Genomic DNA, 13,029 nt, shown 5'->3' with positions numbered 1-13,029 from the left:
AGCGAGCTATATTGGATATAGTGAACTATATGGAAAGCTCACCGCGAGCGTCAAGAGTTGAGCCGAAGAAACGCGGCTACGATGCGAGCCGCCGACAGGCGGATGCGCAGCAGCGTCTCCGGCGCATCGTCGAAGCGGCCACCCGGCTGTTCCTGGACAAGGGATTCGGGGCGACGTCGATCAACGAGATCGCGAAAGCAGCCGACGTCTCGGCGCAGACCGTGTACGCCACGTTCGGTTCCAAAGCTGCCGTGCTCGCCCGGGCCGTCGACGTGGCCATTGCCGGTGATTACGAGGACGTGGCAATGATCGACCGGCCGCGAGCGTGGGCCTCGCCGGACTCGGGGGACCTCTTTCGCATGACGGCGCAGGTGGCGCGTGAATCGAACGCCCGTGTCGGGCCGCTGATTCGCGTGGTCGAGAGTGCGGCGGGGTCCGATCCACAATTGGAAGACCTGCGGTTGCAGCTGATCACCGGGTTGCGCGCCGACTGCGCGGCCGTGCTCGCCGAACTGCCCGAGGAGATACTGCGTCAGGACCTCGATCTGTCCTCCGCGGCGGATATCGCGGCGTCCCTCGCCAGCGCGAGTATGTACATGACCTTCGTTGCGGATATGGGCTGGTCACCCGAGAAGTACGAGGACTGGGTCGCCGAGGCTCTCACGCGACTCCTCGGCAGGTCCCCATCCGATGGGCACCCCGCAGCTCGAAAACCCTGACCGTGCGTTGTTTCCGACTTTTGACTACGCAAGCCTCATGTCGTGGTCGAGACTAGGCTCGAGCTCTATCCATATTGCGCTGCAGAGTTGATGCAGTCCTGGGGAGGCGGGCAGCATGGCGAACCGGCTGGACCGGATGCAGCAGCGCAGGCGCCCGATCGGCTTCACGCTGGGCGTGTTCTACAAGTTCTTCGATGATCAGGGTGGATACCTGGCCGCGCTGATCACCTACTACGGATTCATCGCGTTGTTCCCGCTCCTGCTGTTGCTCACAACGGTGACCGGCATCATCCTCGACGACCACCCCGAGTGGCAGGAACAGCTCGTCGATTCGGCGCTCAGCCAATTCCCGGTGATCGGTGAACAGCTCGATCAGCCGCGTGAACTGAGTGGCGGGCCGGTCGCGATCACGATCGGAGTGATCGGCGCGATCTACGGTGCGCTCGGCGTCGGGGTGGCGGTGCAGAACGCCTCCAACGTGGCATGGGCGGTTCCGCGCAACGAACGGCCCGATCCGATTCTGGTTCGGATACGCAGTGTGCGTCTGCTACTGACGGTCGGCCTCGGCCTGATCGGCATCGCGGTCATCTCGAATATCGGTTCTGCACTCGTCGAATACGGCATGTGGCGAACGATCGGCGTCACGGTGCTGACGCTGCTGCTCGACTTCGGCGTCTTCATCCTGGCCTTCCGGATCTCGGTCGCGCATCCGATCGGCACCCGAGACGTGGTCGTCGGCGCGGCCGTTGCGGCGGTGGGGTGGCAGGCCTTGCAGCAGTTCGGGTACCTGTTCACCACCCGGGTCATTCAGGGGTCCAGCACCACTAATGGCGTGTTCGCCTTGGTGCTCGGTCTGCTTGCGTTCATCTATCCTGTCTGCCTTGCTCATGGTGTTCAGCATCGAGATCAACACCGTGTGGGTGAAGCGCCTGTATCCGCGATCGCTGCTGACGCCGTTCACCGACAATGTCGAGCTGACCGAGGGGGACCGCCGCGTCTACACCCATGCCGCCGAAGCGCAGCGGCACAAGGGATTCCAGCAGGTCGACGTGAGCTTCGAGCGGTCGGAGGAGGACGAGGACGATCCGCCGAAAAAAGATGATCCGCCGTGAGTCTTACGCCGAGTGACACATTTCACTAGGGTTCGAATGGAGAGAGATCAAAGTGAAAACTCTCTGCGCCAGATGTTCCCCAACGAGGTAGGAGCCGGCATGAAAACCAAGGGTGCAGTCGTTCTTGGCCCGGGCAAAGACTGGGAAATCGTCGAATTGGATCTCGGTGATCCAATCGCCGGCGAGGTGCAGGTACAGCTCACGGCCAGCGGCCTGTGTCACTCGGACGAGCACATCCGCAGCGGTGCCATGCCGGTACCGACGTTCCCCGTCCTCGGCGGTCACGAGGGCGCCGGCATCATTACCAAGGTTGGCGCTGGAGTCACCGGGCTAGCAGAGGGCGATCACGTTGTTCTGGCCTTCATTCCCGCCTGCGGCACTTGTCGGCCCTGCTCCAAGGGCCTGCAGAACCTGTGCGATCTGGGTGCAAGCCTGCTGACCGGTCAGGCGATCGCCGACGGCGGCTTCCGGTACACCCTGGATGGCGCGCCCGTCACGCCGATGTGTCTGCTCGGCACGTTCTCGCCGCACGTCACGGTCCACCAGGCCTCGGTGATCAAGATCGAGGACGACATTCCGCTGGACAAGGCAGCGCTGCTCGGCTGCGGTGTCTCCACCGGTTGGGGCTCGGCCACAGCGATCGGCAACACGCGCGTGGGGGATACCGTCATCGTCGTCGGTGTGGGCGGCGTCGGCATCAACGCGGTGCAGGGCGCGGCGCGCGCGGGTGCTCGCCACGTCATCGCGATCGACCCGGTCAAGTTCAAGCGTGACAAGGCGATCGAATTCGGCGCAACGCACACGTTCGCATCGATGGAAGAGGCGATCGAGCCGGTCCTCGAGCTGACGTGGGGCCAAATGGCCGACGTCACCGTCATAACCGTCGGTGAGATCACCGGCGACCAGATTCAGCCCGCTGTGACCCTCACCGGCAAAGGCGGTCAGGTCGTCGTCACGGGTATGGGCAACATGCTCGACGTGGACGTCACCCTCAGCCTGTTCGAACTCACGCTGCTGCAGAAGCGGGTGCAGGGCGCAGTGTTCGGCGGGGTCAGCCCGCGCACCCAGATTCCTGCGCTGCTGCAGCTCTACCGCAGCGGCCAACTGAAGCTCGACGAGTTGGTTACCCGTACCTACCGCCACGACGAGGTCAACCAGGGTTACGCGGACATGTTGTCCGGCGAGAACCTGCGTGGTGTCATCCAGTACACCGACTCCGACTACTGATCGTTCCGGCTTTCACCAACCACGATCGTCGCCGACAGCTCATCGTCGGCGACGATTCGTGGTTTCAGCCCCGATGTAAGAAAAAGCGCAGTCGCGCTGTCGATCTGCCCGGTGCCGATCTCGATGAGCAGACTCCCACCGGGGCGTAACCACCGGGCGGCGCCGGTCGCCGTGCGGCGGACAATGTCGAGACCGTCCGGACCGCCATCCAACGTGCGGCGCGCCTCATACCCCCGCGCCTCCGACGGCATCAGGGCGATCTCCGCGCTCGGCACATACGGCACGTTCGCCACCACGACATCGACCCGGGATCGCAGCTCCGGTGGCAATGGGTCGTAGAGGTCCCCGAGATGGACAGCGGCGCCGGTTCGGTCGAGATTGCGGCGCGCGAAGTCCACGGCCGCCGCATCGATGTCACTCACGTGCAGGCGCACACCGGGTTCCGCAGCGAGGATCGCGGCACCGATCGCTCCCGAACCGCAGCAGAGGTCGACCACGATCGGCGCGGCACCCGCGTGGCTCCGGACGACCGCGACCGCCTCGCGCACCAGCAACTCGCTGCGCCTGCGCGGGACGAACACCGGGGGACCGACAGCGACCCGCAGTCCCGCAAATGCCGCCCAGCCGAGCACATACTCGAGCGGCTCACCTGAGACGCGGCGAGTGACCATGGCGTTGGCGTCCGCGTCCGAGGCCGCCTCGGACAGCAGGAGCGCGGCTTCCTCCGCCGCGAAGACGCAGCCCGCCGCACGCAGACGAGCTACGACATCCGCTTCGAGTTCCGCACGGTGCACGCCGCCATTATCGCGATCCGGGCAGCCCCATCACACGCGACGCATCGACGTACATGCCGAGCTGTTCCCGCTTGCCGATCGGCAACAGTTCGCCGAGTAGTTGGTCCGGGGTGGCCATTGCTCCGACAACACCGAGGCCGGCGACATTGAAATCGACGACGGCGCGGCGGATGTGGTTCGCCGAGGTCACCAGCGCGACGCTGTTCATGCCGAGTGAGCGGGCAATCGGCACGGTGTTGAGTGCATTACCCACGGTCGACCCGGACCGATGCTCGGCATGCACCCGGTTGGCGGGCAGACCATTGGCAATCAGCCAGCCTGCCATGGCAGCTGCCTCGGTGACGCCGCTCTGCGGAGCGCCGCCGGTGACGATTACCGGCGATGCCGGGGCGAGGAGCGCCTGGACCGCGGCCGACCGGAGCCGGCTCACCAGTTCCGGTCGCATGGTCCCGTTCGGCAGCAGGCCGTACCCGAGCACGACGATGGCGGTCTGCGGACCGAGGATGGCGGGGAACGGGTTTGGTGGAGTGAGCGCAGACCTGGTGATCTCGCCGAGCGCGTATTCCACCTGCCCACGCCGAGGACCTGATCGATTGAGCGCATCGAAACGGCCAATGAGGTCCCCGGTGTAATCGGCGAATATTGCGCGCAACGCCTGTGCATCGGTGTCATTCGGATTTACGCGAAGCAGTTCGTTGATTCTATTTATGGCCAGTGGCCCATCGCCGCGCGAAAATGCGCCCTGGGCCTCGTTGTATAGCTGATTCGGGGGAGCGGCAGTCGCGACGGGCGCGCTCGCCAAGGCTATGCCGAGCGCGAGAGCCGCAGCTAACAGCAGGTTTACGATGAGTGAGACGAAGCGGACGGACCGGATACTTGGTGTCGCAGCCGGATTCAGGACAGTAATAGATTCGTGCTGCATTCGGTCGACGGTAGTGACCAACTACCAATCATTGCGGGGTGAAACGCCGACTATTGACCAGTGTTTCATTGAATTGTGACCTCAATTTCGAAAGGTTCGCGATACTTGCGAATTGGTCATCTGGTCTTATTGCGAACCAATTCGGCTACGGCACTGGGGATCACGGTCTCGAAGTCGAGCAACTTCGCCCACATGGGCAGGATCGATACGCAGGTCATCTCGTCGTAGAGGTCCCGCACCTGCGAGGTGAACTCGGCACGACCGCTATCGGGGATGCCCTTCATGCTCGCCGCGACGTATTCGTCCGGCACGCCGGGCATCGTTGTGAGGGTGGCGACACCGCGGATCAGCAGCGCTCGCGGCGGTTGTGTCGTCGTGTCGATGGTGATCGCGACGCGCGGATCGGATTCGAGCGCCGCAACTTTGGCCGATGTCGGGGCAGTCCAGAAATCGAGTGTCCGGTCGGTCCACAGGAACCCGACCGGAATCACCCGGGGCGCTCCGTCGAGTCCGGTGTAGGCGATCCGGGCAATCGGGCACGATCGCAGCAGCACCAGCGCGATCGACTTGTTCAGTTCGGCTTCGACCTCGTAGCGGTTCTCGGCCATGGACGTGAGGGTATCCGCGCGGGGACTCAATATGCGGTGCCCGCTGGTCTCGGTTTCACATCGGAGGCGCTGCGCAGCCCCGGTAATGGCTACGCTCGCATCGTTTGACCGCCGACGACCGCATGGAGTGCAAGTGACGAAATCGATGTTCCTGCTGTGGGCCACGGGCAGCGAGACCGACTGGAATGACCGGTTGCGCGTCCGGCTCACGGCACTGGCGTCATCGCCAGGCATCGAGCGGATCCAACTCAATGTCACCGACGCGGCGGTCGCCGACGCGATGCTGCGACTCTCGACGTTCGACGCCCCTGTGTCGGCGGTGGTGTCGGTGTGGTCGGAGTCCGCCGGCGCAGCGGCTGCGGTCGGCGCCGAACTCGAAGCGTTGTCCGAGCGGGTCGCCGGTTACGAGGTGAGCGAGACGATCGCCCTGGCCCCACCACAGACTCCGCGTGGCGAGCGCGCCGATGCGCTCACGAATATCGCGCTCCTGCGTCGGCCGGCCGAACTCGAACAGGACGAGTGGCTACGCCGGTGGCAGGGCGATCACACGCAGGTCGCCATCGACGTGCAAGGGACATTCGGCTACATCCAGAACGTCGTCACCCGGGCATGCACGGCGAGTGCCCCGCCGGTCGACGGAATCGTCGAGGAGCACTTTCCGATGGCGGCGCTGCAGGACCCGCATGCCTTCTACGGCTCGGCCGGGGACAACGCCGAACTGGCTCGGCGGCTGACCATGATGACCGACTCGATCGAGAAGTTCGGTGCGGACCGGAATATCGACGTGATCCCGACGAGCTGCTACGTGTTCTGACGCTTGCCGCTGTTCGCGACCGCGCCCGAAATCAGGAGCCCAACCATCGCGGTTGCCTTGCCGGGTTGCGGTGGATCTCCGGTGATCATGTCGCTCCACAGGAACGACTCACCGACGCGTACCAGCGTGTAGGCCAGATCATCGAGGTCCGCGCGATCCGCGAGCTCGGGAATCTGCCGCAGTTGTAGTGCGGTCCAGTCGGTCAAACGCTGTTGCACGATGCTGTGCCGGGACGTGACCACACGCAGGGCGTATTCGGGGTCGTCGGCGACGAAGCCGGCGAGTGGCTGGTAGGTGCGCACGGTGTCGGCGACCCGCCCGAAATTCGCAACGAAACGCTCGGACGGGGTGCCGGAGCTTCGCTTCTCGACTCGGCCGATTGCGTCGAGGAAGATCCGCCAGATGACTTCGCCGACGATGACGTCACGACTCGTCCACCAGCGGTAGAGCGTGGCTCGTCCAATGCCGAGCTCGCGCGCGAGCTGTTGCGCATCGACGCGACGGCCTTCGAGGAACCAGCGATGGGCGAGGTCGATGACGTCGTTGCGCGTCGCCGGGGTGGAAGTGGGCGCCGACCTGCGCGAGGGTGCACGGACCTGCCCGTCCTCGTTGTTGACGACGCTGTGAGACACAAGTACATTCTGTCTCGCATAAGTTGTCCGGTCAACCGGTGTCGCCGCCGTCGATCCGCAATCCGATCGCGGCGCATGCGGGCCCGGCTCAGCTACCGCCAGATACCAAGGGGCGTAAATGGATTTACAGTGGTCAGAGGCCGAACTGGCCTTCCGTGACGAGGTGCGAGCCTTCATGGACGAGAAGCTCACACCCGATCTGCGCGCCGCCGGTCGACTGGCGACGAGCGTCTATTCCGATCACGAAGCCAGCATGAAGTGGCAGGAGATCCTGCGCGAGCGTGGCTGGGCAGCACCGGCATGGCCGGTCGAGCACGGTGGCTGTGACTGGAGTCAGACGCAGCACTACATCTTCAGCCGCGAATCGATCCTGGCCGGGGCACCGAACCTGTCGCCGATGGGCATTCGCATGGTGGCCTACGCGATCATCGCGTTCGGTACGCCGGAGCAGAAGGAGTTCTTCCTCCCGCGCATCCTGACCGGTGAGGTCTTCTTCTGCCAGGGCTACTCCGAGCCGGAGGCGGGCTCGGACCTGGCGTCGCTGACGATGGCTGCCGTCGAGGACGGCGACGATCTCGTGTGCAACGGCAGCAAGATCTGGACCACGCACGCGACCGAAGCGAACTGGATCTTCTGCTTGGTGCGCACCTCGAAGGAGGGTCGCAAGCAGCAGGGCATCACGTTCCTGCTGATGGACATGAACACCCCGGGCATCGAGGTGCGCCCGCTGGTTATGACCTCCGGCGAGGAGGTGCAGAACCAGGTCTTCTTCGACAACGTGCGCGTGCCCAAGGCAAACGTGCTCGGCCGGATCGACGACGGCTGGAGCGTGGCGAAGTACCTGCTGATCTTCGAGCGCGGCGGCGGCGCCGTGGCACCCGCGCTGCAGGTTCTGGCCGAATCGATCGGCAACGAGGCCGCCGAGCAGACCGGTCCGGATGGACGTCCGCTGATCGAGGATCCGGCGTTCTCGGCGAAGCTCGCCGAACTGCAGATCCGTGCCGAGGTGCTCGAGATTCTCGAGTACCGCACGCTCGCGCTGATCAAGGCGGGCAAGAACCCGGGCCCGGCGTCGTCGATGCTCAAAGTTCTCGGCACCGAGCTGAGCCAGAAGCTCACCGAGCTGGCCCTCGAAGCCGCAGGAGCGCGCGGGCGCGCCTACCAGCCGCATGCCACCAAGCCTGGTGGCCCGCTGTCCGAATTCATTGCTCCCGCCGACGGTTACGTCTCCGGAGAGGACTGGCAGGCCGTGGCGCCGCTGCGCTACTTCAACGACCGCGCCGGTTCCATCTACGCCGGTAGTAACGAAATCCAGCGCAACATTCTCGCCAAAGCAGCATTGGGGCTCTGATGGACTTCAGCATGACCAAGGAGCAGGAACTGCTCCGTGACGCCGTGGCCGGCTACCTCTCCACCCGCTACGACCTGACCAAGAGCCGGACGATCGCGAAGACCGGTGCGGGTATTGCGCCCGAGGTCTGGCGCGGCTTCGCCGAGGATCTCGGCATCCTCGGTGCCGCTCTGCCGGAAAGCGTCGGTGGCATAGGTGGCGGACCGGTCGAGACCATGATCGTCGCCGAGCAGCTCGGCGCCGCGCTCGTCATCGAGCCCTACGTCGACACCGTCGTGATCGGCGGCGGGCTGTTGCAGCGCGCCGGTGGCGATCGTGCCCAGGCGCTGCTCGAATCTGTGGTTGGCGGTGAGGCGATCATCGGTTTCGCCGCGCTCGAACCGAAGTCCGGCAGCTCGCTCAACGATGTCAGCACCACCGCGCGCCGCGACGGAGACGAGTGGGTGCTCGACGGCGCCAAGATTGTCGTGAGCAGTGCGCCGATCGCGTCGCACCTGATCATCAGCGCGCGTACTGCAGGGGATCGTCGTGACACCGAGGGCATCTCGCTGTTCCTGGTCGAGTTCGACCCGGCGAACCCGCCCGCGGGTGTCGAGGCCAAGCACTACCGGACGATCGACGACCGGCGTGCCTCGGACCTCACCATCACCGGCCTTCGGCTACCCGCCGACGCGCTGCTCGGTGCCGAGGGCGGCGCGTGGGAGTCGATCGAAGCGACCATCGACGAAGCCATTGCCGCAGTCTCCGCCGAGGCCGTCGGCCTCATGCGGAAGGTGTTGAACGACACCGTCGAGTACACCAAGCAGCGGCAGCAGTTCGGCCAGGCGATCGGTAGCTTCCAGGCGCTGCAGCACCGCATGGTCGACATGTACATGGAGCTCGAGCAGGCGATCTCGGCGCAGTACCTCGCGACGCTGAAACTCGATGCCGCTCCGGCCGATCGTGCCCGCGCCGCCTCAGCTGCCAAGGTGACAATCTCGCGCGCGGCGCGCTTCATCGGCCAGAACGCGGTGCAGTTGCACGGCGGCATGGGTATGACCGAGGAACTCGCGATCGGCCACTACTTCAAGCGGCTGACCGCGATCGACTACGAGTTCGGGACGAGCGACAGCCATGTCGCTCGTTACGCCAAGCTGGCGCAAGGCTGATCTCAGTCGGCTGAACGGATGGGCCGCCGCAGCGCTTCTCGCGCCGCGGCGGCCCTTCTGCGTTCCGGTGCGGACCGAATCGAAGAAATTGGTTGGACGGGATTCGGTTCGGGTTGATAGCGTCCGCGAGACCGTGACAGCACGCGAGGAGGTGAGACCCGTGAACGCAACAACCATGTGGGTGCTCCCACTCGTGTCCACGGTCGGGCGGTTGACGTAGGTGTCGCCGGGAGCGCCTGAATAAGGCAATCCCGAAAGGCAACACCATGCACTTCATCTCTGAGACAGAGTCGAACGGTGTCATCGAACGTGACTTCATCCTGGGGGAGATCACCGGCGTGCTCTGGTCTCCCACATCCGGGAACATCGGCGCACCGCTGCTGCTGTCCGGGCATTCCGGCGGCATGCACAAAAAGGCTCCAGGGCTGGTAGCCGGTGCACTCCACAGCGTGGCCACCCATGGGTTCACCGTCGCCGCCATCGACGCGCCCGGACATGGTGACCGGCCGCGAACCCCGCAGGATCAACGATGGACCGACGCGATCCATCAGGCCCTGGCAGCAGGTGAACCGATCGCCCCGATCGTCATCGACTACAACATGTCACTGGCTGGTCGCGCAGTGCCGGAATGGCAGGCGACGCTGGACGCCCTGCGGGCGTTGCCCGAGATCGGCTCCGAAGCGCCGATCGGCTACGGCGGCGTCATGCTCGGCGTCGTCACCGGGCTCATGTTGGCCGCGGTCGAGCCTCGGATCGCTGCCCTGAGCCTCGGTGCGGTTTTCGTGGACGACGCGTTGATCGGGGCGGCACGAAAGGTCACCGTTCCCGTCGAGTACCGGATCCCGTGGGACGCGGACGAAATCGACCATGCTGCGGCCGTCGCCTTGTACGACGCCTTCGCCTCGAAGGACAAGACGATGCACGCGCACCCGGGCAGGTACAACAACCAGATGCCCGATTACGAGCGCGGAAACTCAGGCCGGTTCTTTGCCCATCACCTCGGCCGGGCCGTCGACACGACGTCGGTCTGAATGAGACGGTATCGGCGTCCAGCCTTGCGCTGGACGCCGATGCCGGCGTTTCGCGATCAGGCGGCCGGCGCCGGGAAGCGCTTGCCCCAGGGCCGCGCCTGCTCGAGCTGAGCAGCCAGGCGCAGCAACAACACATCGGAACCAAGTCGCCCGACGAACTGCACGCCGATGGGCAGGCCGTTGTTGGTCCAGTGCAGGGGCACGCTGATCGCCGGGCGCCCCGTCACATTGGCGAGCTGGGTGTAGGGAACCCAGCCGAGGTTCTCGCTGACGATGTCGTCCATGATCCCGGCGAGCGCAATAAGCCTGCCGCCGCGGATCTTCCGGATCAATCGTGCGATCAGCTCCAGCGAGCGCGGCGTGCTCAGCGCACCGATGACCGGCGGCGGGCCGGCCACGGTCGGGGTCAGCAGCAGGTCATACCGTTGGTGGAACGCCGCGAGCTGCCGGATGTGGTTGCCGCGCGCCTCCAAGGCCTGCAGCATCGGCGAGACGCCGGCCGTGCGGCCGAGCTCGGCGAGCGCCAGCGTGTCCGCCTCGAAATCGCGGTCGCGGACGCCTGATCGGCGCTTGATCCGCGAGACTTCGTACTCCACGTTGGCGAACCAGACGGTCAGGAAGTCTCGCCCGAGCGCCGCACCATCGCACGGCGGCGCGGTCTCCTCGACATTGTGGCCAAGTTTGGTCAGCAGTTCCGCCGCGTTGTGCATGGCCGCGACGGCCTCCGGATGCGGCTGCGGATTGATCGTCGACGCCGCGCTGAAACCGATTCGCAATGGCCCCGTTGGAATCGAGAGCCGTTGCATCGCTGGAGAATTCGGGAGCGCAGCATTGAATCCGGCGCGTGGGTCGGTGGCAACGAGGAGATCGAACAGCGCAGCGCTGTCACGTACCGTCCGGGACACCACGCCCTGCGTAACGAAACCGTGCATCGGTTCGCCGCCCTGTGGCCCGTAAGGCATGACACCGCGACTCGGCTTGAGCCCGACGAGACCGTTGCAGGAGGCCGGTATTCGGATGGACCCGCCACCGTCGTTGGCACCTGCGGCGGGAACGATGCCTGCCGCGACCGCCGCGCCGGATCCGCCCGAGGAACCGCCCGGGGTGTGGGCGACGTTCCACGGATTGTGCGCCGGGCCCCAGAGGTCCGGCTCGGTGACCGGCTTGGTACCGAACTCGGGCGTGTTCGTCTTGCCGAAGATCACCAACCCGGCGTCGAGCAGTCGCTGTGTGTACAACGAATGCTCGGTCTCGACCTTGTTCGCGAGCGACCGAGAGCCCCACGACGTCGGAAATCCCTTGTACTCCTGCATGAGGTCTTTGATCAGGAAGGGCACACCCGCGAGCGGTCCGGCGAGATTCGGGTCGGTCGCGCGTTCGTCCGCCACGTTGTCGAGTCGGGTGACGATGGCATTGAGAGCCGGATTGACGGCGTCGGCGCGTTGGCGCGCAAGCGCGAGCAATTCCAAGGGCTTCACCTCGCCTCGAGCCGCCAGTTCTGCCAGCCCGACCGCGTCGTGGGCCATGTACTCGTCGAGATTCATTACCTCAGAACCCCAGCTTCCTGCGAAAAAGTCACGCGGAGCATGCTATTCGTCCGCGCGTTGGCCCCTACGAGCCGGTCGGCTCAGCGAGCAGCAGTGCGGACCGGCGGGCCAATTCCACGGTGGCCATGCGCAGTTCGCCGGCCTCCTCGATTCGTTCCGCGTAACCCACGCGTGTGTACGCCATTCCGCGCGGTGTCTGGACCCGCAAGTCGAGCCCGTACCGATCGGCCTCGGTGCAGATCGCGGTCGTGGCGTCGGAGTACCCGCCGAGCGCACGAGCCATGTTCAGCAGCGCATCGGCGTGGTCGTCGTTCAAGTGAGTGACCGCCTCGGCGGCATTCGGCCGCACCGGGTCCGGGTCCGCGGCCGCGTAATCCTCCGCAGTGGCGGAGTCCATCCGGCCGTACCCACCGACCCAGCGCACACGGGCCACGCGCAACACCCACAACGAGAAATCGCTGAAATCGATGTAGGAACTCGCCGCGGGCACGCCAGCGAGGTGCGCGGCGCGCGCCGCGTCCAGTCGGTCGCCCTCGGGACGCTCCATTACGCCGGCGAGCGTGATACGGGCGCTGGCCAGCGGGTCCGAGGGTTGCTCGGCTGTCCCAATGGACAGGCTCGCGCGCGGGTCGGCGGCGAGGTTGCGGCCGTGCTCGGCCATGTGCGAAACGCAGAGGACCGGCGAGCCATCGAGCAGGCCGTAGGTCACCATGGACGCCCACGGATCGCCTGCTGTGGTCAGGCTGGCAAGGGTGGCCACGTTGGTCGCCGCTACGAGCGTGCGCGCCTCCTCGGCTGCGCTGGGCCGGGCGGGTTCGGCGATGGGTTCGAGCGGCGGCGCGAGGGTAGGTCCGTCGCCGGGATCACCATGATCGAGGACTGGCATTGCTCGACCGTACATCGCTGTTGCCGATCCGATCGCCCTCCGCCAGACCACGACCACCTCGAAAGCACGAACGCGGGCCGCTGGCGACGCGCATAATCACTGGCGGAAATTGCGCTGCGAGGAGGCCTCGATGGGCAACACCGATGTACTGATCGCCGGAGCCGGACCGATCGGGCTGACCGCGGCAATCGAGCTCATTCGTCGAGGGGTCGATTGCCGCATCGTCGACCCGCTGCTC

Annotated in this window: 14 protein-coding genes; 8 read left to right on the top strand and 6 right to left on the bottom strand. The window is 65.5% G+C overall.

Annotated features, from left to right (window positions below):
• Positions 1 to 29 precede the first annotated feature (29 nt).
• From A8G08_RS02150 to A8G08_RS02140, 3 genes are all read left to right on the top strand, one after another.
• Positions 30 to 719: a TetR/AcrR family transcriptional regulator gene (locus tag A8G08_RS02150; RefSeq protein WP_068269519.1), complete on the top strand. Its 690-nt coding sequence runs from the start codon at positions 30 to 32 to the stop codon at positions 717 to 719.
• A 115-nt stretch (positions 720 to 834) separates the two neighbouring features.
• Entirely contained in the window at positions 835 to 1,821 is a 987-nt protein-coding gene (locus tag A8G08_RS02145; RefSeq protein ID WP_342669631.1) for a YihY/virulence factor BrkB family protein, read from the top strand.
• A gap of 109 nt (positions 1,822 to 1,930) precedes the next feature.
• Positions 1,931 to 3,058 carry an NDMA-dependent alcohol dehydrogenase gene (locus A8G08_RS02140; RefSeq protein ID WP_068269551.1) on the top strand — a complete coding sequence of 376 codons (1,128 nt, stop codon included), beginning with the start codon at positions 1,931 to 1,933 and terminating at the stop codon, positions 3,056 to 3,058.
• Here A8G08_RS02140 and A8G08_RS02135 read toward each other — a convergent pair.
• The 3 genes from A8G08_RS02135 to A8G08_RS02125 all read right to left on the bottom strand — a co-directional run bounded on the left by A8G08_RS02135 (position 3,052) and on the right by A8G08_RS02125 (position 5,382).
• Entirely contained in the window at positions 3,052 to 3,852 is an 801-nt protein-coding gene (locus A8G08_RS02135; protein ID WP_068269517.1) for a putative protein N(5)-glutamine methyltransferase, read from the bottom strand. The two genes, A8G08_RS02140 and A8G08_RS02135, sit on opposite strands and share 7 nt — an antisense overlap.
• Positions 3,853 to 3,859: 7 nt before the next feature.
• Complete coding sequence (locus tag A8G08_RS02130) at positions 3,860 to 4,774, bottom strand: YdcF family protein (protein WP_068269516.1); 915 nt, start codon at positions 4,772 to 4,774, stop codon at positions 3,860 to 3,862.
• Between the two features lie 116 nt (positions 4,775 to 4,890).
• Complete coding sequence (locus A8G08_RS02125) at positions 4,891 to 5,382, bottom strand: pyridoxamine 5'-phosphate oxidase family protein (RefSeq protein ID WP_068269515.1); 492 nt, start codon at positions 5,380 to 5,382, stop codon at positions 4,891 to 4,893.
• Positions 5,383 to 5,515: 133 nt separating this feature from the next.
• Between A8G08_RS02125 and A8G08_RS02120 the strand changes: the two genes are divergently transcribed.
• Positions 5,516 to 6,196 carry an EthD domain-containing protein gene (locus A8G08_RS02120; protein WP_084435882.1) on the top strand — a complete coding sequence of 227 codons (681 nt, stop codon included), beginning with the start codon at positions 5,516 to 5,518 and terminating at the stop codon, positions 6,194 to 6,196.
• Here the strand turns inward: A8G08_RS02120 and A8G08_RS02115 are convergent.
• A complete protein-coding gene (locus tag A8G08_RS02115; RefSeq protein ID WP_084435881.1) occupies positions 6,184 to 6,828 on the bottom strand; it encodes a QsdR family transcriptional regulator in 645 nt (214 codons plus the stop codon). The genes A8G08_RS02120 and A8G08_RS02115 overlap by 13 nt on opposite strands.
• 118 nt (positions 6,829 to 6,946) lie before the next feature.
• On the opposite strand from A8G08_RS02115, the gene A8G08_RS02110 reads away from it, so the two are divergent.
• The 3 genes from A8G08_RS02110 (at position 6,947) to A8G08_RS02100 (ending at position 10,358) form a co-directional block, all read left to right on the top strand.
• Positions 6,947 to 8,179: an acyl-CoA dehydrogenase family protein gene (locus A8G08_RS02110; protein ID WP_068269514.1), complete on the top strand. Its 1,233-nt coding sequence runs from the start codon at positions 6,947 to 6,949 to the stop codon at positions 8,177 to 8,179.
• Positions 8,179 to 9,327, top strand: coding sequence for an acyl-CoA dehydrogenase family protein (locus tag A8G08_RS02105; RefSeq protein WP_068269513.1), 1,149 nt, complete (start codon positions 8,179 to 8,181; stop codon positions 9,325 to 9,327). Before A8G08_RS02110 ends, A8G08_RS02105 begins: the two co-directional genes overlap by 1 nt.
• 266 nt (positions 9,328 to 9,593) lie before the next feature.
• Positions 9,594 to 10,358 carry an alpha/beta hydrolase family protein gene (locus A8G08_RS02100; RefSeq protein ID WP_068269511.1) on the top strand — a complete coding sequence of 255 codons (765 nt, stop codon included), beginning with the start codon at positions 9,594 to 9,596 and terminating at the stop codon, positions 10,356 to 10,358.
• A 56-nt stretch (positions 10,359 to 10,414) separates the two neighbouring features.
• On the opposite strand, the gene A8G08_RS02095 is transcribed toward A8G08_RS02100, so the two are convergent.
• Both A8G08_RS02095 and A8G08_RS02090 read right to left on the bottom strand, forming a co-directional pair.
• Positions 10,415 to 11,902, bottom strand: coding sequence for an amidase (locus A8G08_RS02095; protein WP_068269510.1), 1,488 nt, complete (start codon positions 11,900 to 11,902; stop codon positions 10,415 to 10,417).
• Positions 11,903 to 11,969: 67 nt separating this feature from the next.
• Entirely contained in the window at positions 11,970 to 12,791 is an 822-nt protein-coding gene (locus tag A8G08_RS02090) for a HugZ family pyridoxamine 5'-phosphate oxidase (RefSeq protein WP_068269546.1), read from the bottom strand.
• Between the two features lie 130 nt (positions 12,792 to 12,921).
• Here A8G08_RS02090 and A8G08_RS26975 point away from each other — a divergent pair.
• The coding region (locus A8G08_RS26975; RefSeq protein ID WP_157108364.1) for an FAD-dependent monooxygenase at positions 12,922 to 13,029 on the top strand (108 nt) is incomplete at its 3' end.

This window comes from Aldersonia kunmingensis, assembly GCF_001646865.1.
In the GTDB taxonomy this organism is placed as follows: Bacteria; Actinomycetota; Actinomycetes; order Mycobacteriales; family Mycobacteriaceae; genus Aldersonia; species Aldersonia kunmingensis.
The sequence above is the reverse complement of the archived record's forward strand: the minus strand, read 5'-3'. Positions and strand labels throughout refer to the sequence as shown.